Source organism: Streptomyces sp. NBC_00005 (assembly GCF_045160215.1).
GTDB lineage: Bacteria > Actinomycetota > Actinomycetes > Streptomycetales > Streptomycetaceae > Streptomyces.
The window spans coordinates 3,034,951-3,059,032 of sequence record NZ_CP108316.1 but is presented as its reverse complement, the minus strand read 5'-3'; the positions used below and the strand labels follow the sequence as shown (position 1 = coordinate 3,059,032).

Below are 24,082 nucleotides of genomic sequence, written 5' to 3'. Positions count from 1 at the left end.
ACGGGAACTACGAGTCCAACACCTCTCGCAGCCAAGCGAGTTGGCGGCGTACGTGCACCGCGTCGCCGCCCTCGTGGCCGTTGTACGGATAGGGGTGGATCTCCTTGCGCGGGGCGTCGTCGGTCAGTTCCGCATAGCGGTTGAACGCGGCGTACGCCCCGCTCGGCGGGCACACGGTGTCGCGCAGGCCGACCCCGAACTGGGCCGGCGCGTGCGCGCGGCGAGCGAAGGAGATCCCCTCCATGTAGGAGAGCGTGCGGTACGCGGCCGTCTCGGCGCCCCGGTGGACGGCCAGATAGGCCGGGATCTCGCCGTACGGGCCCGCGTCGGTGAGGTCGAGTGCCCGCCGGATGCCGCACAGGAAAGGGGCGGTGACCAGGGCCGCCGCCAGGTCCGTAACCAGTCCCGCGACGGCCAGCGCGAGTCCGCCGCCCTGGCTGTTGCCGACGGCGGCGGTCCGCGCCGCGTCCACACCCGGCAGCGCGCGCACCGCCGCCACCGCCCGGACAGCGTCCGTGATCAGCCGACGGTAGTGATAGTCGTGCGGGGCGGTCAGTCCGCGCACCGCCGGGCCCGGGCCGCCCGCCGTCGCCCCGGCCTGCGGGTCGGGGGTGTCGCCGCCGCAGCCGTACTGGTCGCCCTGGCCGCGGTTGTCCATCAGCAGATGCGCGTACCCGGCGTTCACCCAGGTCAGCCGCTCGTGCGGGAGGCCACGGCCGCGGCCGTACCCCGCATACTCGACGACGGCGGGGAGGGGCTCCGACACCCCTGCCGGTCTGCTGAACCAGGCGCGGACCGGATCCCCCGCGAAGCCCCGGAACGTCACGTCCCAGGACTCCGTCAGCCGTAGCCCGGTCTCCACCGGTCGCAGGGACACCAACGGGTCCCACTGGGCTGCCTCCTTGAGGGTGTCCCGCCAGAACTCGTCGAAGTCGGCGGGCTCTTCGGGGGCCGGACGATGGCGCTCCAGCTCGGGCAGCGGAAAGTCGAACGCGGGCACGGGGGCACCTCGCAGGAGTCGGTCGGACGCTGGAAACTTGCGGGGTTCAGCTCGACGGTTTTCGTGTTCTACCCCGTCGGCAGCGGATTGCAACTCTCCCACGTAGGTCTCCACAGAGCGCTGCAGTAACCATTGACAGCGCTTTCTGAGTGCCCATAGGTTGCCGCAAAGTTACCGGTAAGAGCTCGAAAGTTTCGGCCAGTTCTCTGCCACGGGAGGCCCGAGCATGAGCACCTCCACCACGTCGGCCTCTCCGCCCGGCACCCAGGACCCACCGAAGCCGGCTCCGCCCCCGCCGCGCCGGGCTCCGCGCGGCGGGTGGCGGCGGGCGCTGCGCCGCGACTGGCAGCTGTACTCGCTGGCCGTGCTGCCGCTGCTGTTCTTCCTCGTCTTCCGCTATCTGCCGATGATCGGCAACGTGATCGCCTTCCGCCGGTTCGAGCCCGGTGGGTCGATCTTCGGTGAGCAGTGGGTGGGGCTGCGCTATGTACGCATGTTCCTCACCGATCCCACCTTCTGGCAGGTGTTCCGCAACACGCTGTGGATGGGCGGGCTGACGCTGGTCTTCTGCTTCCCGATCCCGATCGTGCTGGCGCTGCTGCTCAACGAGGTGCGCCGGCGTTCGCTGAAACGGTTCGTCCAGTCGGTGTCGTACCTGCCGCACTTCCTGTCGATCGTGATCGTCGCCGGCATCACCCTGCAGATGCTCGCTTCCGACGGTCCGGTCAACCACGTACTGGGCTGGTTCGGACACGATCCGATCCGCTTCATCCAGGAACCCGAATGGTTCCGGACGATCTACGTGGGCTCGGAGATCTGGCAGACCGCGGGCTGGGGCACGATCCTCTATCTCGCCGCGCTCACCACCATCGACGAGGACCTGTACGAGGCCGCGCGCATCGACGGCGCGAGCCGCTGGCGGCAGACCTGGCACGTCACGCTGCCCGGCATCCGCCCCACCATGGTCACGCTGCTGATCCTCAACATCGGCACGTTCATGGCGGTCGGCTTCGAGAAGGTCCTGCTGCTGTACAACCCGTTGACGTATCCGACCGCCGACGTGATCTCGACGTACGTGTACCGGGCGGGTGTTGAGTCCAACAGCTTCAGCTACGCCGCCGCCATCGGGCTGTTCGAGGCGGTCATCGGGCTGGTGCTGATCACGACCGCCAACCAGCTCTCGCGTCGCACGGTGGGGACGAGCCTGTGGTGAATGTGCACCGGTCCACTCGGGGCCACCGTGTCTTCCAGGGCGTCAACGGCGTGATCCTGACCGCCGTCGTGGTCGTCACCCTGTACCCCTTTCTCAACATCATCGCCCGTTCGCTCAGCGGGGGGCGGCAGATCCGGGCCGGTGAAGTGACCCTGTGGCCCAAGGGGTTCAACCTCACCACGTACCGCATCGTCTTCCACGACTCGGTGTTCTGGCGCAGCTACGGCAACACGGTCTTCTACACGGTGGTCTCGACCGCCGTGGCCATGGTCCTGACGATCTGTTACGCGTACGTCCTGTCGAAGAAGCATCTCAAGGGGCGCAGCGTCCTCGTCGGTGCCGCCGTGTTCACCATGTTCTTCACCGGCGGGCTGATCCCCAACTACGTGCTGGTCACCAGCCTCGGCCTGAAGAACACGGTGTGGGCGCTGGCGCTCCCGAACGCGATCAGCGTCTTCAACCTGCTCGTGATGAAGGCCTTCTTCGAGAGTCTGCCGAGCGACCTGGAGGAGGCCGCGCAGATCGACGGCCTGCGTACGTACGGCATCCTGCTGCGGATCGTGCTGCCGCTGTCGAAGGCGGTCGTCGCGACCATGGTGCTGTTCTACTCGGTGTCCTTCTGGAACTCCTGGTTCGGAGCCTTCCTGTACATGGACCAGTCCGACCTCATGCCGGTCACCGTCTATCTGCGCAACATGATCGCGGGCGCCACCGGCGGCAGCAACGCGGGCGCCGCCACGGAGCAGCTCAGCCAGGTCGCGGCGAACATCCAGGCGGTCACGATCGTGCTGACGTCGCTGCCCATCCTCTGCGTGTACCCGTTCGTCCAGCGCTACTTCGTCTCGGGCGTGATGCTCGGCGCCGTCAAGGGCTGACGATCCGCGGCCGGCGCACACCCTCAACCGACTTACGGAACAAAGGAGTCTCCGTGAAGACCGAAGGACAGCAGAACGCGGGCCAGTTGTCGCGGCGCCAGATCCTGGCCGCCGCCGGCTTCATCGGCCTCGCCACTCTCACCGGCTGCGGCAGCGGCGACGGCGGCGGGGACGGCAAGGACCTGTCGAAGAAGCAGAACGGCGCGATGAAGGAGTATCGCGCCGGCCAGCAGTTCAAGGCGACCAAGGCGCTGTCCTTCTCGATGCTCCACAACGACAACCCGGGCTATCCGATGAAGACGAACTGGCTGTTCTGGAAGGAGGTTACCAAGCTCACCGGCGTCACCCTGAAGCCCGTGGACGTGCCGCTCGTCGACTACGAGAAGAAGCGCAGCGTCCTCATCGGCTCGGGCGACGCCCCCTTCCTGATCCCGAAGACGTACCACCCCTCGGAGGTGGCCTTCGTGTCCTCGGGCGCCATCCTCCCGGTCAGCGACTACGCGCACCTGATGCCCAACTTCCAGGCCAAGGTGAAGAAATGGAAGCTCGAGCCCGAACTCGACTCCATCCGCCAGTCCGACGGCAAGTACTACCTGCTGCCCGGCCTGCACGAGAAGCCCAAGTCCGGCTACTCGCTCTCCCTGCGCACGGACGTCCTGGACAAGCTGGGCCTGAGCCTGCCGACCACCTGGGACGAGGTGTACGACGTCTTCAAGGCGATCAAGGAGGAGTACCCCGGCCGCTACCCCTTCTCCGACCGCTGGAGCACCAACACCCCCTTCACCGTGGGGGCGTTGCAGAGCTACCTCGGCCAGGCGTACGGGGTCCATGCCGGCTGGACCTACGACAACATCAGCTTCGACTCGACGGCGAAGAAGTTCGTCTTCACCGGTGCGTTGGACCAGTACCGGGCGATGATCGAGTACCTGAGAAAACTGGTCGCCGAGAAGCTGATGGACCCGGAGAGCTTCACCCAGACCGACGACCAGGCGATACAGAAGCTGCTGGGCGAGAAGTCCTTCGCGATCAGCGCCAACCCGCAGGAACTGGTGCAGAGTTACCGCTACGACCTCACCAAGCAGGTCAAGGGCGCGAAGATCGAGATGATCCCGGTGCCGCTCGGCCCGGCGGGCCCGATCGTGCTGGACGGCATCCGGCTGGAGAACGGCGTCATGGTCTCCAGCAAGGCCCTCAAGAGCACCGACTTCGTCGCGATGATGCAGTTCGTCGACTGGCTCTGGTACTCGGACGAGGGGCAGCGGTTCTGCAAGTGGGGCGTCGAGGGCGTCACGTACACCTACTCCGGCGGCAAGTACGAGCTCAAGGACGGCATCACCCTCATGGGCTCCGACCCGGACGCCCCGAAGGACCTCCAGAAGGACTACGGCTTCTTCAACGGTGTCTTCACGTACGGCGGCAGCTGGGCCCTGGTCTCCTCCAACTTCAGCCCGGACGAGAAGAAGTTCCAGGACGCGATGTCCCAGCGCAAGCAGCTGCCCGTCGCCCCGGCCCACCCGCTCCAGTCCGCCGAGCAGGAGCAGGCCTCGCTATGGGACACCCCGCTCAGGGACCACGTCGCCCAGAACACCCTCCAGTTCATTCTCGGCAAGCGCCCGCTGTCCGAATGGGGCGCGTACGTCACAGAGTTGAAGGCGAAGAACATGCAGCAGCTCGTCGATCTGCACAACAAGGCCTACGAGCGCTTCAAGAAGGAGAACGGGTGACCGTCCCCGTCCTCGTACCGGAGGAGGGGAGCGGCCGGCTGTCCGACGCCTGGCGTCACTGCGTCGGCACCGGCCGCCTCGAACTCGCCCTGCGCCGCGACTACCAGGACTCCCTCGCCCTGCTCCAACGGGACATCGGCTTCCGGCACATCCGAGGGCACGGGCTGCTCAGCGACGGCATGGGAGTGCACCGGCCCTACGAGTGGGAGGGCGAGCACCGGGTCCGGCACTCCTTCACCTACGTGGATCAGGTCGTGGACGCGTATCTCGGGCTCGGGATCCGGCCGTTCGTCGAACTCGGCTTCATGCCACAGGAGTTGGCGTCGGGCGAGCGGACGGTCTTCTGGTGGCACGGCCATGTGACCCCGCCCCGTTCGCACAAGGAGTGGGCCGGCCTGGTGCGGGCCACCGTGGCCCACCTCGTCGACCGCTACGGCCTCGACGAGGTGCGGACCTGGCCGATCGAGGTGTGGAACGAACCCAACCTGCCCGACTTCTGGGAGGGCGCGGACGAGGCCGCCTATCACCGGCTCTACGAGGTGACCGCGCACGCCGTGAAGGACGTGGACGCCGAGCTGCAGGTCGGCGGCCCGGCGATCTCGCCCGGCGCCGACGAGTGGCTGGAGCGGTTCGCCGAGTTCGCCGAACACCGGGACGTGCCCGTCGACTTCGTCTCCAAGCACGCCTACACCTCCGGCCCGGCCCAGCACGTGCCGTTCGGCGTCCACCAGACCCTCGCCCCGGCGACCCGCCTGCTCGAACAGTTCGCCTCGCCGCGCGAGCTCCTGAAGGGCACCGGGCTGGCCGAACTCCCGGTCCACATCACCGAGTTCAACTCTTCCTACCGACCCGACAACCCCGTCCACGACACCGCCTTCCACGCCGCGTACCTGGCACCGGTGCTGGCGGCCGGCGGCGACCACGCCGACTCCTTCTCGTACTGGACGTTCAGCGACATGTTCGAGGAGGTCGGCGTCCCGACCGCCCTGTTCCACGGCGGCTTCGGCCTGCTCACGCACCGGCAGGTGAAGAAGCCGACGTACCACCTGTACGCGTTCATGGCCCGGATGGGGGAGGAGCTGCTGACGCGCGGCGACGACCACCTGGTCACCCGGCACACCGACGGCCGCGTCACCGTCCTGGCCTGGGCGCCGGTCGACGCGAGCGGCGAGACCGCGGGCCCCGAACGGCACGTCCTGCGCCTGTCCGTCCCGATGCGCTCGGCGGAGGTGTTCGTACGCCGGTCCACAGTGGACGAGGAGCACGGCAACGCCCGTACGGCCTGGCAGCGCATGGGCAGCCCGCGCTCGCCGCGCCCGCACCAACTCGACGTACTCCACGAAGCGGCCGAACCCGCCCGCGGACACCGACGTCTGCCGGTCGAGGACGGCCGACTGACGCTGGACCTCACCCTGACCAGACACGAGATCACCCTCGTCGAGCTCAGCCCCGTCGAGGAGGAGGCACCGCAATGGTGGGACGAGCGCAGGCTGTTGGGGAAGGGGCTGCGATGAGCACCGCAGGCGAAGCAGCAGGGGGCACGCGATTGGGGCGCGGTGTCGCGCCGAGCGTCAGCGGGTTGGGCCTGGCGTCGGCGGGTGCTGGTGGGTCGGGTGCGGGGGGTGTCCTTCGGGCTGGTGGGCCTGGTGCGGAGGCCGCCCCTCAGGCCGGTCCGTCCGGTGCGGAGGCTGCTCTCCCTGCCGGTCGGCCCGGTTTGGAGGCTGCCCTTCAGGCCGGTCCGTCCGGTGCGGAGGCCACCCTTCAGGCCGGTCGGCCCGGTGCGGAAGCCACCCTTCACGCCGGTCCGTCCGGTGCGGAGGCCGCTCTCCACGCCGGTCGCCCCGGCCCGGCACCCGGCGTCCGAGCCGGACGACAGCAGCCGCCGCACAGCTATACCCCCGCCGGCGCTTCCCCCCGCACATCCACCCGCACCTCTACCTCCACCTCCATTGCGACCCCCGCCTCCATTGCCACCCCCACCTCCACCTCCTTCGGCGACGGCCCCCTGTCCCGCGCCGCCGCCCTGGTGCACACCCTCGTCACCGTCGAGGCCCTCCTGCTGGCGGCCGCCTCGCCGGGGCTGGCCGCGCTGTTTCTGCTGGGCCCCGAGCCCTCCAACCTCCCGCTCGCGGCCGTATGCCTGCTCCCGCTCGGTCCGGCCCTCTCTGCCGCGCTGTACGCCCTGCACCACCGCAGCCGCGACCTCGCCGACCTCCACCCGGCCCGCACCTATGCGCGCGGCTGGCGCCTCAACGCCCTTGCGGCCCTGAGACTTTGGACCCCTCTGCTGGCCTGGCTCACCGTGATCGCGTTCACGCTCACCCACTTCTCCGCGACCGGACTGCCCGGCTGGTGGGCGTTGCTGCTGGCCGGCATCGGGTTCGCGTCCCTCCTCTGGGGTGCCCACGCCCTCGTGCTGACCTCGCTCTTCGCCTTCCGTACCCGAGACACCGCCCGCCTCGCCGCGTACTTCCTGTTCCGGCACGGCAGGGCCTCCCTCGCCGCGGCCTCGCTGCTCGTGCTGGCCGCCGGAGCGACCGCCCTGCTCACCGAGGCCCTGCCCGCCCTGCTGGCCGCCCCGCTGCTGCTCTCCCTGCTGCACAGCAGCCGCCCGGTGATCGCCGAGACCCAGGAGGACTTCACCGCATGACCTTCCGAAACGACGGCAAGCTCCCGCCGACCGCCAAGATCCCCTACGGCGGCGACTACAACCCCGAGCAGTGGCCGGACGAGGTCTGGGACGAGGACCACCGCCTGTTCACGGTGGCCGGCATCGACACCCTCACCGTCGGGGTCTTCTCCTGGTCCCTCACCCAACCCGCCGAGGACACCTACGACTTCACGATCCTCGACCGCATCCTCGACCGCGCCGCCGCCGAGGGCCGCCAGGTCTGCCTGGCCACCGGCACCGCCGCCCTCCCGCCCTGGCTCGCCAAGAAGTACCCCGAGGCCAACCGCACCGACTTCGAGGGCCGCCGCCACCGCTACGGCCAGCGGCACAACTTCTGCCCCAGCTCACCCGCGTACCGCCGCCTCGCGACCGCGCTGGCGGACCGGCTCGCCGAACGGTACGCCCACCACCCGGCGTTGCTCGCCTGGCACATCAACAACGAGTACGGCGGCGTCTGTTACTGCGAGCTGTGCGCCGACGCGTTCCGCACCTGGCTGCGGAACAAGTACGCCACCCTCGACGCCCTCAACGACGCCTGGTGCACGACCTTCTGGTCGCACCGCTACACCGGCTGGGCCGAGATCGAGCCGCCGAGCGCCCTCACCGAACACTGGCGCGGCCCCGACCACACCGCCTTCCAGGGCACCACCCTCGACTACTCCCGCTTCACCACCGACGCACTGCTCGGCTGCTTCCTCGCCGAGAAGGAGGCGATCCGCCGGCACGACCCCGAGACACCCGTCACCACCAACCTCATGGGCATGTTCCGCCCTCTCGACTACCACCGCTGGGCGCCCCACCTCGACTTCGCCTCCTGGGACAACTACCCACCCCTGGACGCCCCGCCGACCCGGGCCGCCCTCGCCCACGACCTGATGCGGGGGCTGAAAAACGGCGCCCCTTTCTGGCTGATGGAACAGACCCCTTCCACAACGGCCTGCCGTGACGTCAACCCGCTCAAGCGGCCCGGCGAACTCCGCCTCACCACCTTCCAGGCGATCGCCCACGGCGCCGACGCCGCCCTGTACTTCCAGATGCGCGCCTCCCGCGGAGCCTGCGAGAAGTACCACGGCGCGGTCATCGGCCACGCGGGCCGCGACGACACCCGGGTCTTCCGTGAAGTCGCCGATCTAGGCCGGGAGTTGGAGCTCCTGGAGAACGTCACGCTCGGTGCCCGCACCCCCGCCCGCACCGCCCTGGTCTACGACTGGGACAGCTGGTGGGCCCTGGAGATCTCCGACGGCCCCTCCCGGCTGGTCCGTTACGTCGATGTCGTCCACGCCTACTACCGCGCCGCCCGCGAGGCCGGCGCCGACGTGGACGTCGTACCGCAGACCGCCGACCTGACCGGCTACGACGTGGTCCTCGCCCCCGCCCTGCACATGATCAAGGGCGACCTGGCGGCCCGCCTCGAAGCCGTGGCCGCTCGCGGTGGCACCGTGCTCTCCACGTTCCTCTCCGGCCGGGTCGACGAGCACGACCGCGCGTTCCTGACCGACGTCCCCGGCCCGCTCGCCGACCTGATGGGCATCCGCGTCGACGAGTGGGACTCCCGCCCGGCGGAGTTCGTACAGCCCGTCCACCTGGGGGAGTCGGTCTGCGAGGCCCGTCTCGTCTTCGAGATCGTGCTGCCGCGCGGCGCCGAGCCCGTCGCCACGTACGGCGCCGACTTCTACGCGGGCACCCCGGCCGTCACCCGGCACCCGTACGGCGAGGGCGAGGGCTGGTACGTCGCCACCGCCCTCGACCAGCCGGGCGTCGACCAGGTCGTACGCCGCGTCCTCGCCCGCCACGACCTCCTCGGACCGTACGCCGACCACCCGACCGTCGAGACCGCCCACCGAGCCGCCCCCGACGGCACCCGACTCCTCTTCCTCCTCAACCACGCCCCGGAACCAGCCCGGTTGGACGCCCACACCACCGCGACCGACCTGCTCACCGGCAAGCGGACCGAGGAGGGCGAGCCCCTCACCCTCGACCCGCTCGGCGTCGCGGTCCTGCGCCTCCACTGAACGGTGCGCCCCTTCAGACCGGACGCCGACGCGTTCGAGGCGCCGCGTCAGAAGATGGTCCGCCCCGACTCGTCCGGCACTCCGGACTTCCGGAAGAAGTAGCTGTTGATCTGATCGCGCCACTCGCGGGCGCTGCGGAGCTGCTCCGCGTACCGCTCCGCCACCCGCGCGTGGCGCCCGGGCTCCACCTGCCCGGCCAGTGAGGCCCACGTCTCCACGGCCTCCTCCACCTCCGCCACGCCCTCGAAGTGCGTGTCGTAGATGTGCTGGATCACGGTCTTCCCGCTCTTCAGCACGTGCCCGTACGGCACATGGTGGAAGAACAGCAGCAGTTCGTCCGGGCAGGTCTGCGGTGACTCGTACATCTCGGCCCACGGCTTGGCGTACTGCCCGGCGTACCCGGTACCGCCCGCCACGCTCCGGTCGACGCCGATGCCGTCCCGGTCGGCGAAGTGGTAGGTGCCCCAGGGGCTGTACTCGTAGCCGTCGACGCTCGGGCCGTAGTGGTGCCCCGGCTGCACCATGAAGCCCACGCCCAGCGGTGCGGTGTACTTCTCGTACGTCCGCCAGGACCCGCTCAGCAGGTCACACAGCCCCTCCGGGACCGGGGCGAACGTCAACCCGAGCCACTCGTCCAGGAGTTCGTGCGGATCCGCGTCAGGCTGCCAGGCGAGCCTGCCGAAGGTGTAGAGGTTGGCCTGGGCCAGCGGATGCCCGGTCCAGAACGGGTCGTCCCCGACGTTCGACACCGCCACGAGTCCGCCGCGCGCCAACTCCCCCGCGCAGGCGCCCTCTTCGAGCCGGAACCGCAGCACCTCGCTCCACATGGGCCCGAGCCAGCACACGTGCCGCTGCTGCCCGGTGTACTCCTGCGTGGCCTGCAGCTCCACCGCGAGCCGCGTGTCCGGCATCGCGCCGATCAGCGGCGAGACGGGCTCGCGCACCTGGAAGTCCATCGGCCCGTGCTTCACCTGGAGCACCGCGTTGGGGGCGAACTCCCCGTCCAGCGGCACGAAATGGTCGTACGCGGCCCGTGCCCGGTCCGTCGTCCGGTCCCGCCAGTCCTGGTGGTGGTTGTAGACGAACGCCCGCCAGTGCACGGTCCCGCCGTGCGGGTCGAGCGCGGCGGCCAGCATGTTCGCTCCGTCGGCGTGGCTGCGACCGTACGCGAACGGCCCCGGCTGCCCCTCCGAGTCGGCCTTCACGACGTACCCGCCGAAGTCGGGGACGGCCTCGTACACCCGTGCCGTCGTCTCGGCCCACCATTCCCGCACGCCCGCGTCGAGCGGGTCGGCCCTCTCCAGGCCGCCGAGCACCACCGGCGCGGCGAAGGTGACCGACAGATGCGTCCGGACGCCGTAGGGGCGCAACGCGCCCGCGATGGCCGCCACTTCACCGATCCGGTCGGTGAGCAGGTGTGCCTCGGTCTCGTGGACGTTGACGTTGTTCACCGCGACGGCGTTGATCCCGCAGGCCGCCAGCAGCCGTCCGTACGCCCGCACTCGCTCCAACTCGCCGCGCGCCCGCCCGTCCGCCCAGAACAGCGACCCGCCCGCATACCCGCGTTCCACCTGGCCCATGACCGGGTGCACGGCCACGTTGTCCCAGTGGTCCAGCATCCGCAGGGCCAACGCCGGTTCGTGGTACTCCCGTTGACGCTCCCCGTGGAACGCGGCCTCCCCGAGCCGTACGACGTGGAGCAGGCCGTACAGCAGCCCGGCCCCGCCGTACGCGCCGACGGTCGTACGACCGTCCTCGCGCCGGCACGTGAAGCCCTCGTCCCCCAGCTCCTGGGGGCCGGTCAGCTCCAGCACCAGGTCGAACGGCCCGGGGGCCGCGTCGCGTTCGACGCGGCCCCCGAACCGCTCACAGGCCCGTGCCACTTCCCCGTGCACCGTGTCCACCAGTGGACCCGATCCGCGGACCAGCGTCCGCCGGGTGCCGATCGGCCGGAACGCCTCGTCCGGCAGCCAGGCCGGATCGACACCCTCGGGCGGGACGGGCACGGGAAGCGGCATGAGACCTCCAACTCGGCTGCTCAGGCGAGCAGTTCGACCTCCGAGACCACCGCCTCGCCGTCGAGGACCAGACGGTACTTCCCGTACGTACCCGCAGACCCCACGGTGAACGCGCGGGTCTGCCGGTCCCATCTGAAGGATTCGCCGGACCGCTCGTCGAGGGTCTTCCATGTGGTGCCGTCGGTGGAGCCCTGGAGCGTCCAGCCGGTCGGCGCCTTGGTGTGGTCTGCTCCCGAAGTCACCGTGTACTGCAGCCCCTTGACCGGCCCGGAGACCGGCAGGTCCACGGAGGTCACGGTCGCCTCGGTCACCGAGGTGTTGTCGAACAGTGCCCCTTCGCCCTTCAGCACGTCCGCACGGGGCGTCGGCACCTTGTCGTCCTGGGTGATCGACACCGGTGCCGCGTTCTTGCCCGTGCCCCAGGACGAGGGCTTCGACCCCATGTCGAAGTCCAGGACCCCGCCCTTCTCGAGCAGCTCGTGGGGGAGCGAAGTCTTCGTCCACGTACGGCCGTTGACCTTCAGCCCCTGTACGTACACGTTCTTCGCGCTGTTGTTCGGCGCCTTGACGACGAGGTCGTGGCCGTTCTCCAGATGCACCGTCGCCTTCTTGAACAGCGGCGATCCGATGGCGTACTCGCCGCTGCCCATCACCAGCGGGTAGAAGCCGAGCGAGGAGAAGAGGTACCAGGCCGACTGCTCGCCGTTGTCCTCGTCGCCGTGGTAGCCCTGCCCGATCTCGCTGCCGGTGTACAGGCGCGACAGCACCTCACGGACGTTCTTCTGCGCCTTGTAGGGCTCGCCCGCCGCGTCGTACATGTAGTTGACGTGGTGGGCGACCTGGTTGGAGTGTCCGTACTGGCCCATCCGCACGTCCCGCGCCTCCGTCATCTCGTGGATGACACCGCCGTACGAGCCGACGAAGTCCGGAGACGCCGTCTCGGGGGTGGCGAAGTACTTGTCGAGCTTGTCCGCGAGGGCGCTGCGGCCGCCGTACAGGTTGGCGAGGCCCCGGCTGTCCTGCGGAGCGGTGAAGGCGTAGCCCCAGCCGTCGGTCTCCGTGTAGTCGTAGCCCCACACGCGCGGGTCGTACTTGGACGAGTCCACACGCCAGTTGCCCTTGTCGTCCTTCCCCTGGAAGAAGCCCGCTTTGGAATCGAAGAGATTCACATAGTCCTGGGCGCGGTTGAGGAAGTACTCGGACTCCTCCTTGTAGTGCTTCTCGCCCGTCTTCTTGTAGAGAGACCGGCCCATCTCCGCGATGCCGTAGTCGTTGACGTAGCCCTCCATCGCCCACGACAGGCCCTCGCCGGTGTCCGTGCTCGTGTAGCCGAGGAAGGGCGAGGTGGCCATGCCCTTGCGGCCGACGCCCGACGCCGGAGGCACGACCGTCGCGTTCTTCAGTGCCGCGTCGTACGCCGCCTCGGCGTCGAAGTGGACGCCCTTGACGTACGCGTCCGCGAAGGCGACGTCCGAGGAGGTACCGGTCATCAGGTCCGCGTAGCCGGGGGAGGACCAGCGCGAGGTCCAGCCGCCGTCCTTGTACTGCTGCACGAACCCGTCGACCATCTCGCCCGCCTGAGAGGGCGTCAGGAAGGAGTACGCCGGCCAGGTGGTCCGATAGGTGTCCCAGAAGCCGTTGTTGACGTACACCTTGCCGTCCACGATCTTCGCGCCGGTGTGCGTCGGGGTGTCCGGTCCCGGCATCGGCGAGAACGGGGACGCGTACTGGTACGTCGAACCCACCTTCTCGAAGCCGGAGTTGGGGTACAGGTACAGCCGGTACATGCTGGAGTACAGCGTGGTCAGCTGGTCCGGCGTCGCACCCTCGACCTCGACCTTCCCGAGCAGCTTGTCCCAGGTGCGCTGGGCACGGCTCTTCACTGTGTCGAAGGACGTGCCGTCCGGGATCTCCTGGCGCAGGTTGTCCTTGGCCTGGTCGACGCTGATGAGCGAGGTGGCGAGGCGGAGGGTGACGGTACGGTCCTTGCCCGCGTCGAACCGCATGAAGCCCTTGACGCCGCTGGAGGACCCGTCCTTCACGGGCTTGTCGAACACGCCGTAGACGAAGAGCCGGGTCGCGCCCGTCGACAGCCCGGACTTCACGTCCGAGTAGCCGGTGACGATCCCGTTGTCCTTGTCGAGCGTGAGCCCGGCCTGCTCCGTCACGTTGTCGAAGACGACGCTCGCGTCGTCGCCGGGGTAGGTGAAGCGGAGCGCCGCCGCGTGGTCGGTCGGGGTCATCTCGGCCTTCAGGCCGTTCTCGAACTTGACCCCGTAGTAGTACGGCCGCGCGGTCTCGTTCTCGTGCCGGAAGGCCAGCTCGCGGGCCTCACGACCGGTGTCCGGAGTGCCGGAGGCCGCCGACGGCATGACCTGGAAGGTCTGCCGGTCACCCATCCACGGGCTCGGCTCGTGGCTCGCGCTGAACGCCTGGATCGTCGGCAGGTTGTCGTCGTTGTTCGCCCGCGCGTAGTCGTACAGCCAGCTCAGCGAGCCCGCGTTGGTCACGGGCGTCCAGAAGTTGAAGCCGTGCGGCATGGCCGTCGCGGGGAAGTTGTTGCCGCGCGAGAAGCCACCGCTGGAGTTGGTGCCGCGGGTGGTGAGCGCGTAGTCGGACAGGTGGGCCTTCGGCTTCTCGGGCGCGACGCGCTTGATCGACACGTCGTCCAGCCAGCCGCGGAACTTCGCCGGGCCCTTGGGGGAGTCGTACGCCACCAGGATCCGGTCGACGGTCTTCCCGGCCGCGACCGACCCGATCCGCGAGACCACGTTGTTCCACTGGTTGACGTAGAGCGCCTTCGAGGCGCCCTGCCCCTGCGGCGACAGCGCGAACCCGTGCTGGTCGGTCGCCCCCAGGCCGCTCAGATAGGTGCCGTCCGTGAAGGCCAGGTCGACGGAGACGTTCGTGGCGTCGTAGTCGAGGTCCCCGTCCGCCATCGACGGGAAGAGCCGGTACGACAGCTGCGTGTCCCGGCCGACGGCGACGTTCACGTCGAAGACCTTGTTGTACGAGTACGCCCGCCCGTCGGCGGTGTGCCGTCCGGCGTAGCGCAGGGCCCTCTTTCCGGTGAACCCGGCGCCCGCCTTCGCGGTGGGCGATCCGCTCGGGCCGCGGTCGACGAGCGACAGCATGTCCTGCGGGACCGGGCCGCCGCTGCCGCCCGTGGAGAACTGCACGTCGGCCAGCTGCAGGATGTCGTCGGCGCCGTTGTTCTTGGTGATGTCGAGCCGGAAGTGCTGGTACTCGGCGGGCTCCGCCAGGTCGTACGACTTCGTCTGGAAGCGCTCGGAGAAGGACTCGCCGGAGCGGGTGTCGAGGGTCTTCCAGTCCTTGCCGTCCGTGGAGCCCTGCAGGGTCCAGTCCCTGGGGTCGCGTTCGGCGAAGTCATTGGCCGAGGTGAGCGCGTACGTCACGAGCTTGATCGGCTTGTCCAGGTCGAACTCGGCCCAGCCGGTGGGTTCGAAGGTCAGCCACTTGGTGCCGGACTCGCCGTCGACGAGGTTCTCCTTCACCTCGCCGCCGTCGGTGTTCTCGGCGCTGGCCCGTACGTCCGTGACGTGGTCGGTCACGTTGCCCGGGATGCCGGTGCTGTAGCCGCCGTCGACGCCCGAGGACCGGTTGGTGCCGTCCGGTGTCGTGTCGACGGTGTTGAGCCAGTCGGGCGCCGGATCGCCCGCCTCGAACGAGGACGCGAAGTCCTGGTCCGGGGCCGGCGCCTTTTCCGGCAGTGCGGTGGCTGCTCCCTGGGAGCCCACCGCCAAAGCAAAAGCGGCCGCCAACACGACCGCCGGACCCCATCTGTGACCCCATCTGTGCTGAGCTCTGTGCCGCATACGCCAGCACCCTCCCTGCGCTCACGGACAACGTTGTCAATTTCGACGCGCAGAGACCAGTAGTGGGCCAAGTGGTCAGTGATGTCAAGGGTGTTGCCTGTGGCATTCGGGGCCTATGTCGCGGATTTATCCGGCAAGGTGGTCACAGGTGGCCCATATTTCCTGGAGGTCTCAACTCGGATAAGACCATTGGCCAACCTTGCATTCGATCTTGCTCCGCTGGCGGGAAGTGGACTATACCTGTCGGCAATTCACCCGATCCGTTCTTCACGATCCGCACAGCCTGCACGACCCTGCTTGACCTGACCGCGGTGCCGGGGAGGATCCGGTTCACCGCCTGAGTCCTGGAGAAGGCGAGGACTTGAGCATGGGATCCACTTCCGCCGAGAACAACGGCACCGCGGGTGTCGGCCGCCGCGATCTGATCAAGCGGTCCGCCGCGCTCGGTTTGATCACCGTACCCACGATGAGCTTCCTGTCGGCGTGTGCCAGCAGCGGCGGCGACGACAGCGGCGACAAGGCCAAGGCGGGCAAGAAGACCGCCAAGAACCCGCTGGGCGTGAACGACACCGCGGGGATGGAGTTCGTCCTCTTCGACGGCGGCTTCGGCAAGGAGTACGCCCAGGACGCCGTCAAGATCTACGAGAAGAACTTCCCCAAGGTGAAGGTGAAGTTCTCCGCCACCCAGAAGATCCAGTCCACGCTCCAGCCCCGCTTCAACCAGGGCACCCCGCCGGACCTGATCGACAACTCCGGCGCCGAGCAGATGGACATGGGCGTCCTGGTCGGCAAGAAGCAGCTCGCCGACCTCACCCCGCTCCTGGACGCGCCGTCCTACGACGACCCGAACAAGAAGGTCCGCGACACGCTGCGCCCCGGCATCGTGGAGATGGGCCAGTTCGACGGCGACCCGGTCTGGATCATGTACTACGCCTACACGGTGTACGGCGTCTGGTACTCGCAGAAGGCCCTGGACTCGCTCGACGCGGAGTACCCCAAGACCTGGGACGAGATGCTCGCCGTGTGCGAGAAGGCCAAGAAGAAGGGCATGGCGGGCTGGACGTACGCGGGCAAGTACCCGTACTACATCCCCTTCTCGCTGTACCCGATGATCGGCAAGGTCGGCGGCCGCGAGGTCCTCGACGCCATTGACAACCTCGAGCCGAACGCCTGGAAGCACCCGGCCGTCAAGGCCTGCTTCGACGCCTACTACGAGCTCTACAAGAAGGGCTACATCCTCAAGGGCACCCCCGGCCTCGACCACATCCAGTCGCAGACCGCGTGGGCCAAGGGCAAGGCGCTGTTCATCCCGAACGGCTCCTGGGTGGAGAACGAGTCGGCGAACGTCATCCCCAAGGACTTCAACCTCGCCGTCTCCGCGCCCACCGGCATCGACAGCTCCGACAAGATGCCCTTCGGCACCATCTGGGCGTCCGGCGGCGAGCCCTTCATCGTGCCGGCCAAGGCGAAGAACCCCGAGGGCGGCATGGAGCAGCTGCGCATCATGCTCAGCGAGGCGTCCTCGAAGAACTTCACCAGCAAGGTGAAGTCGCTGACCGCGTTCAACGGCGGCACCAGTGGCATCACCCTGACTCCGGGCCTCACCTCCGGTGTCGCGGCGCTCAAGCTGGCCGGGGACAACGTCCTGAACCCGCGTCTCCAGGACTGGTACGTGCAGCTGCAGAAGGAGCAGATTGGTGTGGGGGGCCTCGGCGAGATGATGGCCGGCCGGGCCACCCCGGCCGAGACCATCAAGAAGATCCAGGGCTTCGCCGACGCGGCCGCCAAGGACACGTCGATCAAGCACTACAAGCACCAGTGAGGGTCCGTCACCAGCGGCAGCACCCGCCCAGAGATCGGGGTAGGTAGTAATGCAGCACGGCAAGTACCGGTTCATCGTGGGGTTTTTGGCACTGCCCCTGGGGCTGTACGCGCTTTTCGTCGTCTGGCCGTTCATCCAGTCCATCTACTACTCGTTCACGGACTGGACCGGCCTGAGCCCCGAATTCAAGATGGTCGGCTTCGACAACTACAAAAGGATGCTCGACGACGAGATCTTCTGGAAGTCGTTGCAGCACAGCCTGCTGTTCGCGTTGGTGCTGCCGGTGGTGACGATCAGTCTGGCCTTGTTCTTCTCCTTCATGATCAATGTGGGCGGACGGAGAAGGCGCGGCGGCCCGGTGATTTCCGGTGTCCGCGGTTCGTCCTTCTACAAAATCGTCTACTTCTTTCCGCAGGTGCTCTCGATCGCGATCGTCGCCCTGTTGTTCGCCTTCGCGTACAACCCGGACAGCGGCGCGATCAACTCCCTGCTGCGCGGGATCGGGCTCGACAGCGTCCAGCCGCTCTGGCTGGGCGACCCGAGCCTCGCCCTGTGGTGCGTGATGGCCGTGCTCGTCTGGTCCTCGGTCGGCTTCTTCGTGGTCCTCTTCTCCGCCGGGATGGCCTCCATCCCGGCGGACCTGTACGAGGCCGCGCTGCTCGACGGGGCGAGCCGGTTCGCCACGTTCTTCCGCATCACCCTGCCGCTGCTCTGGGACACCGTGCAGTCCGGCTGGGTCTACATGGGCATCCTCGCGCTGGGAGCCGAGTCGTTCGCGGTCGTGCAGATCATGACGACCGGGCCCGGCGGTCCCGACTACTCGACCACCGTCATGGTCCTGTACGTGTACCAGAAGGCGTTCCGTGACGGGCAGGCCGCCTACGCGACCACCATCGGCGTCGCCCTGCTCGTCGTCACGCTGGCCTTCGCGGCGATCGTGATGCGGCTGGGCCGGCGCGAGCGGCTGGAGTACTGATCAGATGAAGACGACACAGACCCCCGCCCCCGTGCCGGCCGAGTCCGGCGCCACCATCAGCAAGGTCGACGTCCCGGCCGACCCGCCCGTGAAGGAGAAGAAGGAAGGAAACGTCCTCAACGCCTTCTCCCACGGGATGCTCATCCTCTGGGCGTTCATGGTCGTCATGCCGCTGGTGTGGGCGGTGATGACGTCCTTCAAGGACGACAACTCCATCTTCAGCTCGCCCTGGGCGCTGCCGGACAAGCTGCACTTCGACAACTGGGCGCGGGCCTGGACCGACGCCAACATGAGCGACTACTTCCTCAACACCATTCTGGTGGTGGGCGGTTCACTCATCGGAACGCTGGTGCTCGGCTCGATGGCGGCGTATGTGCTCGCCCGGTTCGACTTCCCGGGCAACCGCTTCATCTACTTCCTCTTCATCGGCGGCATGAGCTTCCCGATCATGCTGGCGCTGGTCCCGTTGTTCTACGTCGTGAACAACATGGGCCTCCTGAACACCATTCACGGCCTGATCCTCGTCTACATCGCGTACTCGCTGCCGTTCACGGTCTTCTTCCTGACCGCGTTCTTCCGGACCCTGCCGACCTCGATCGCCGAGGCGGCCTTCGTCGACGGGGCCTCGCACAGCAGGACGTTCTTCCAGATCATGCTGCCCATGGCCAAGCCCGGCCTGATCAGCGTGGGGATCTTCAACTTCCTGGGGCAGTGGAACCAGTACATGCTCCCGACGGTGCTCAACACCGACCCGGACAAGCGCGTACTCACCCAGGGCCTGGTGCAGCTCGCGGCCAGCCAGGGCTACAAGGGCGACTGGTCCGGCCTCTTCGCCGGTCTGGTGATGGCGATGCTGCCGGTGCTGGCGGCGTACATCATCTTCCAGCGGCAGGTGGTGCAGGGACTGACGGCGGGCGCGCTGAAGTAGCGGCCCGACCGCTTCCGAACGCGTCGCTCCCGGCTCGGGGGCGGCGCGTCGCCATGTGTACACGAACGCGGATACGGTTCAACCTCTTGACGGGAGGCGACCCGAACGGCTCAGCTTAGAGTTCACTAGTTGGACATAGACGGGACCTCATTGAGGCGGTCCCGCGCGCAGGAGGTCGTCGTGGAGACTCCGGGGTCGCAGTCGTCACTGCACCGAGCCAACCTGGAACGGGTCGTACGGGCCGTCCGGCTGGCCGGGTCGCTCACGCAGGCGGAGATCGCCAGGACCACGGGCCTGTCCGCCGCGACGGTCTCCAACATCGTCCGCGAGCTCAAGGACGGCGGAACGGTCGAGGTCACGCCCACCTCGGCGGGCGGCCGCAGGGCCCGCAGCGTCTCCCTGAGCGGCGACGCCGGCATCGTCATCGGCGTGGACTTCGGGCACACGCACCTGCGCGTGGCGGTCGGCAACCTCGCCCACCAGGTGCTCGCCGAGGAGTCCGAGCCGCTGGACGTGGACGCCTCCTCGACACAGGGCTTCGACCGGGCGGAAGAGCTGGTCAATCGCCTGATTGCAGCAACCGGGGTCGACCGCTCCAAGATCGCGGGCGTGGGCCTCGGCGTGCCCGGCCCGATCGACGTCGAGTCCGGCACCCTGGGCTCGACCGCGATCCTGCCGGGCTGGACCGGCACCAGGCCCGCCGAGGAGCTGCGGGGGCGCCTCGGAGTGCCGGTGCACGTGGACAACGACGCCAACCTCGGCGCCCTGGGCGAGCTGGTCTGGGGCAGTGGCCGGGGGGTCAGGGACCTGGCGTACATCAAGGTCGCGAGCGGTGTCGGCGCCGGTCTGGTGATCAACGGGAAGATCTACCGGGGCCCCGGGGGCACCGCAGGCGAAATCGGACATATTACACTCGACGAATCCGGTCCCGTCTGCCGCTGCGGGAACCGGGGATGCCTGGAAACCTTTGCCGCAGCGCGCTATGTGCTTCCGTTGCTCCAGTCGAGCCACGGCACCGACCTCACGATGGAAGGCGTCGTACGGCTGGCAAGGGACGGAGACCCGGGCTGTCGTCGGGTGATCGCCGACGTCGGCCGTCACATCGGCAGTGGAGTCGCCAATCTCTGCAATCTGCTGAACCCGAGCCGAGTGGTCCTGGGCGGTGATCTCGCCGAGGCCGGTGAGCTGGTGCTCGGGCCGATCAGGGAGTCCGTCGGCCGCTACGCCATTCCCAGCGCCGCGCGCCAACTGTCCGTTCTCCCGGGGGCACTTGGGGGCCGTGCGGAAGTGCTCGGAGCGCTCGCTCTCGCACTCAGCGAGATGGGCGATTCGACCCTTTTGGATGGTTCGCTGTCAGCAGCGACCCCTGCCTTCACTTAGAGAACGGATGGCACCGTTGCCATCTCGTTAAGGATTTACTTCTTGACGTCGCACGTGCGGCCGAGTTGACTTCCAGCCACCTCGGCCGCAACGACGCGGCCTCGTCAGGGAGGTTTCTGAAGTGAACACGCGTATGCGTCGTGCCGCGTTTGCCGTTGCGGCGAGTGCGATGGCCGTTTCCCTCGCCGCCTGTGGCAGTGCGAAGGAATCCGGCGGTGGTTCCTCCGAGTCGTCCGCCAAGAAGGGCGACAACATCAAGGTCGGTCTCCTGCTTCCGGAGAACCAGACCGCGCGTTACGAGAAGTTCGACAAGCCCCTGATCGAGAAGAAGGTCAAGGAGCTGACGAACGACAAGGGAACGCTCGTCTACGCCAACGCCAAGCAGGACGCCAGCCTGCAGGCCCAGCAGGTCGACACGATGGTCACCCAGAAGGTCGACGTCCTGATCGTGGACGCGGTCGACTCCGCCGCCATCAAGAACTCGGTCCAGAAGGCCAAGGACGCCGGCATCCCGGTCGTCGCCTACGACCGCCTGGCACAGGGCCCGATCGACGCGTACACCTCGTTCGACAACGTGACCGTCGGCAAGACCCAGGGTGAGGCCCTCCTCAAGGCCCTCGGCTCCAAGGCCAAGTCCGGCAAGATCGTCATGATGAACGGGTCGTCCACCGACCCGAACGCCGCCCAGTTCAAGCAGGGCGCGCTCGACGTGCTCAAGGGCAAGGTCACCATCGGCAAGTCCTACGACACCAAGGACTGGAAGCCGGAGAACGCCAACGCCAACATGGACGCGGCGATCTCGGCGATCGGCAAGAAGAACCTCGTCGGCGTCTACTCCGCCAACGACGGCATGGCCGGCGGTATCATCACCGCCCTCAAGGCCGCCGGTATCTCCAACGTCCCGGTCACCGGCCAGGACGCGGAGCTCGCGGGTGTCCAGCGCATCGTCGCCGGTACGCAGTACATGAGCGTCTACAAGCCGTACGCCCCCGAGGCCGACGCCGCTGCCGAGATGGCCGTGGACCTCGCTCAGGGCAAGTCGCTCGACTCCGTGGCCAAGGACAAGGTCGACAGCCCGACCACCAAGCAGATCCCGTCCGTCCTGGTCCCGGTCCAGTCGCTGACCAAGGACAACATCAACGACACCGTCATCAAGGACGGCGTCTACACGGTCGCCGACATCTGCACGGCCCAGTACAAGGCCGCCTGCGACAAGATCGGCCTGAAGTAAGCAGCGACGCGTCCCTTCCCAGGTAGGGGGATTCGCTCTTGAATTCCCCTACGGGGACGCACGCTCCGAAGGCTCCTCCGGCGCCCCGCACATCAGACAGCCCCGCAAGCTCGTCGCGGGGCGCCGGACGGAACAGCACCCCCACCTTTTTCTGCACAACCTCCCGCCGGGTCAGGCGGCGAAGGAGATGGTTCACGTGTCCGCTACGCCCGTGCTGGCGTTGCGCGGGGTCTCCAAGCGGTTCGGTGCCGTTCAGGCGCTCACCGACGTAGAGCTTGAGGTCCACGCCGGTGAAGTGGTCGCCCTGGTGGGCGACAACGGCGCCGGAAAGTCCACGCTGGTCAAGACGATCGCCGGCGTGCACCCCATCGATGAGGGCGTCATCGAATGGGATGGCAAGGCCGTGTCGATCAACCGGCCGCACGACGCCCAGAACCTGGGCATCGCGACGGTCTACCAGGACCTCGCGCTGTGCGACAACATCGACGTCGTAGGCAACCTGTACCTGGGCCGTGAGGTCCGCAGGTACGGCGTCCTCGACGAGGTCGAGATGGAGCGCCGCTCGCGCGAACTGCTGGACACGCTGTCCATCCGCATTCCCAGCGTCCGTATCCCGATCGCCTCGCTCTCCGGCGGTCAGCGCCAGACCGTGGCCATCGCCCGCTCCATGCTGGGTGAGCCCAAGCTGGTCATCCTCGACGAGCCCACCGCCGCCCTCGGCGTCGAGCAGACCGCCCAGGTCCTCGACCTGGTGGAGCGACTGCGGGAGCGTGGTCACGCCGTGGTCCTCATCAGCCACAACATGGCCGACGTGAAGGCTGTCGCCGACAAGGTGGCGGTCCTGCGTCTGGGCCGTAACAACGGCGTCTTCGAGGTCAAGTCGACCTCGCAGGAAGAGATCATCTCCGCCATCACCGGTGCCACGGACAACGCCGTGACCCGTCGTGCGGCGCGCACCACTGGGGAGATCAAGAAGTGAGCATCGACAAGACCTCCACGCCTCCCGGGGACCACGTGGTGGAGAACCCCGAAGCGGCGGCCGGAGCCGCGACCGTCGTCGACCCCCGGCTGCTGGTGCGCGAACAGGGATTCGCGGGCTACCTCACCGAGTTCAAGCGCAAGATCAAGGCCGGCGACCTGGGGTCCACCCCGGTCGTCATCGGCCTGGTGATCATCTGGATCATCTTCCAGAGCCTGAACTCCAACTTCCTGAGCGCGAACAACCTGTCCGACATCTCCATCACCATGGTGGGCACGGGCATGATCGCCGTCGGCATCGTCTTCGTGCTGCTGCTCGGTGAGATCGACCTGTCGGTCGGCTCGGTCTCCGGTCTCGCGGGCGCCGCCTTCGCCGTCCTGAACGTCACCCACGGCATGAGCGAATGGCTGGCCTTCGTGCTGGCCATCCTCACCGGTACCGCGGCCGGCGCGATCCAAGGCTTCGTCTTCGCCAGGATCGGTGTGCCCGCGTTCGCGGTCACGCTGGCCGGTCTGCTCTTCTGGAACGGCTTCATGCTCCAGATCCTGGGCGACAACGGCACGATCAACCTCAACAGCGACGGCATGGTCGCCAAGCTGACGACGTACTACTTCAGCGACGTGGCCGCCGCCTACGGTCTGGCCATCGCGGTGACCGCGCTGTTCTTCCTCAGCTCCTTCTTCGGCAACCGTCGCCGCGAGGCCGCCGGGGTGCCGTCGCGGCCGCTGAGCGAAACCATCCTGCGCACGGCGCTGCTGGCGATCGTCTCCTTCGCCGTGGCCATCCTCTACAACCAGTACAAGGGCCTGCCGCTGGCCGTCGTGATCTTCGTCGGCGTCCTGCTGATCACGGACTTCGTGCTGCGCCGCACTTCGTACGGCCGCAAGATCTTCGCGCTCGGCGGCAGCGTCGAGGCCTCCCGGCGTGCCGGTATCAACGTGGAGATGGTCCGGATCTCGGTCTTCGCGATCTCCGGTACGTTCGCGGCGATCGGCGGTCTGTTCATCGCCTCGAAGATCGCCTCGGCCAACCAGGGCGCCGGTGGCGGTGACCTGCTGATGAACGCGATCGCCGCGGCCGTCATCGGTGGCACGTCCCTGTTCGGCGGCCGTGGCCGCACCTGGAACGCGCTGCTCGGCGTGCTGGTGATCGTCTCGATCCAGTACGGGCTGGCCCTGCAGGGCATCGCCTCCCCGGTGCAGTACATGATCACCGGTGGTGTTCTGCTGGCGACCGTCGTCATCGACGCGATCACCCGTAAGACGCAGAAGACGGCCGGACGCGCGTAACGCCCCTGAAGACCTGTGCCCGGTGCCAACGGCGGTACCGGGCACAGTCATGTCGTAGGAACGCCACATCTTGGGTACAGCCGATCGCGTGACGTATCACGCACCGCCCGGGCGTCGTCCGCAAAGGC

16 protein-coding genes are annotated in these 24,082 nt (G+C 68.0%); 13 read left to right on the top strand and 3 right to left on the bottom strand.

Annotation, left to right across the window (positions count from 1 at the left end; all coding sequences use genetic code 11):
* Positions 1 to 7: 7 nt before the first annotated feature.
* On the bottom strand, positions 8 to 1,000 hold the full coding sequence (locus tag OG303_RS14205; protein WP_405868465.1) for an acetylxylan esterase: 993 nt from the start codon (positions 998 to 1,000) through the stop codon (positions 8 to 10).
* A gap of 226 nt (positions 1,001 to 1,226) precedes the next feature.
* Here OG303_RS14205 and OG303_RS14200 point away from each other — a divergent pair, with 226 nt between their 5' ends.
* The 6 genes from OG303_RS14200 (at position 1,227) to OG303_RS14175 (ending at position 9,495) form a co-directional block, all read left to right on the top strand.
* Positions 1,227 to 2,213: an ABC transporter permease gene (locus OG303_RS14200; RefSeq protein WP_405868463.1), complete on the top strand. Its 987-nt coding sequence runs from the start codon at positions 1,227 to 1,229 to the stop codon at positions 2,211 to 2,213.
* On the top strand, positions 2,207 to 3,088 hold the full coding sequence (locus OG303_RS14195; protein WP_405868461.1) for a carbohydrate ABC transporter permease: 882 nt from the start codon (positions 2,207 to 2,209) through the stop codon (positions 3,086 to 3,088). The genes OG303_RS14200 and OG303_RS14195 overlap by 7 nt, the downstream gene beginning before the upstream one ends.
* A gap of 53 nt (positions 3,089 to 3,141) precedes the next feature.
* Positions 3,142 to 4,812 (top strand): extracellular solute-binding protein, encoded by a 1,671-nt coding sequence (locus OG303_RS14190; protein ID WP_405868459.1) that lies wholly within the window; start codon positions 3,142 to 3,144, stop codon positions 4,810 to 4,812.
* A complete protein-coding gene (locus OG303_RS14185; protein ID WP_405868457.1) occupies positions 4,809 to 6,326 on the top strand; it encodes a GH39 family glycosyl hydrolase in 1,518 nt (505 codons plus the stop codon). Before OG303_RS14190 ends, OG303_RS14185 begins: the two co-directional genes overlap by 4 nt.
* Positions 6,327 to 6,778: 452 nt before the next feature.
* A complete protein-coding gene (locus OG303_RS14180) occupies positions 6,779 to 7,462 on the top strand; it encodes a hypothetical protein (protein WP_405877261.1) in 684 nt (227 codons plus the stop codon).
* Positions 7,459 to 9,495: a beta-galactosidase gene (locus OG303_RS14175; RefSeq protein ID WP_405868455.1), complete on the top strand. Its 2,037-nt coding sequence runs from the start codon at positions 7,459 to 7,461 to the stop codon at positions 9,493 to 9,495. Before OG303_RS14180 ends, OG303_RS14175 begins: the two co-directional genes overlap by 4 nt.
* Positions 9,496 to 9,542: 47 nt before the next feature.
* On the opposite strand, the gene OG303_RS14170 is transcribed toward OG303_RS14175, so the two are convergent.
* The gene (locus OG303_RS14170) at positions 9,543 to 11,513 is read right to left on the bottom strand and encodes an alpha-glucuronidase (protein ID WP_405868453.1); all 1,971 of its coding nucleotides are present in this window, start codon (positions 11,511 to 11,513) and stop codon (positions 9,543 to 9,545) included.
* Between the two features lie 20 nt (positions 11,514 to 11,533).
* Positions 11,534 to 15,277, bottom strand: a complete 3,744-nt coding sequence (locus OG303_RS14165; RefSeq protein WP_405877259.1) for a GH92 family glycosyl hydrolase — start codon at positions 15,275 to 15,277, stop codon at positions 11,534 to 11,536.
* Between the two features lie 439 nt (positions 15,278 to 15,716).
* Here OG303_RS14165 and ngcE point away from each other — a divergent pair, with 439 nt between their 5' ends.
* From ngcE to OG303_RS14130, 7 genes are all read left to right on the top strand, one after another.
* On the top strand, positions 15,717 to 17,171 hold the full coding sequence (gene ngcE, locus OG303_RS14160) for an N-acetylglucosamine/diacetylchitobiose ABC transporter substrate-binding protein (protein ID WP_405868451.1): 1,455 nt from the start codon (positions 15,717 to 15,719) through the stop codon (positions 17,169 to 17,171).
* Positions 17,172 to 17,220: 49 nt separating this feature from the next.
* Positions 17,221 to 18,147 carry a carbohydrate ABC transporter permease gene (locus tag OG303_RS14155; protein WP_405868449.1) on the top strand — a complete coding sequence of 309 codons (927 nt, stop codon included), beginning with the start codon at positions 17,221 to 17,223 and terminating at the stop codon, positions 18,145 to 18,147.
* A 4-nt stretch (positions 18,148 to 18,151) separates the two neighbouring features.
* Positions 18,152 to 19,075: a carbohydrate ABC transporter permease gene (locus OG303_RS14150; protein ID WP_405868447.1), complete on the top strand. Its 924-nt coding sequence runs from the start codon at positions 18,152 to 18,154 to the stop codon at positions 19,073 to 19,075.
* 180 nt (positions 19,076 to 19,255) lie between these two features.
* Positions 19,256 to 20,455 (top strand): ROK family protein, encoded by a 1,200-nt coding sequence (locus tag OG303_RS14145; RefSeq protein WP_405868445.1) that lies wholly within the window; start codon positions 19,256 to 19,258, stop codon positions 20,453 to 20,455.
* A gap of 133 nt (positions 20,456 to 20,588) precedes the next feature.
* Positions 20,589 to 21,686, top strand: coding sequence for a sugar ABC transporter substrate-binding protein (locus OG303_RS14140; protein ID WP_405877257.1), 1,098 nt, complete (start codon positions 20,589 to 20,591; stop codon positions 21,684 to 21,686).
* Positions 21,687 to 21,873: 187 nt separating this feature from the next.
* Complete coding sequence (locus tag OG303_RS14135; RefSeq protein WP_405868443.1) at positions 21,874 to 22,665, top strand: ATP-binding cassette domain-containing protein; 792 nt, start codon at positions 21,874 to 21,876, stop codon at positions 22,663 to 22,665.
* On the top strand, positions 22,662 to 23,954 hold the full coding sequence (locus tag OG303_RS14130; protein WP_405868441.1) for a sugar ABC transporter permease: 1,293 nt from the start codon (positions 22,662 to 22,664) through the stop codon (positions 23,952 to 23,954). Before OG303_RS14135 ends, OG303_RS14130 begins: the two co-directional genes overlap by 4 nt.
* Positions 23,955 to 24,082 lie beyond the last annotated feature (128 nt).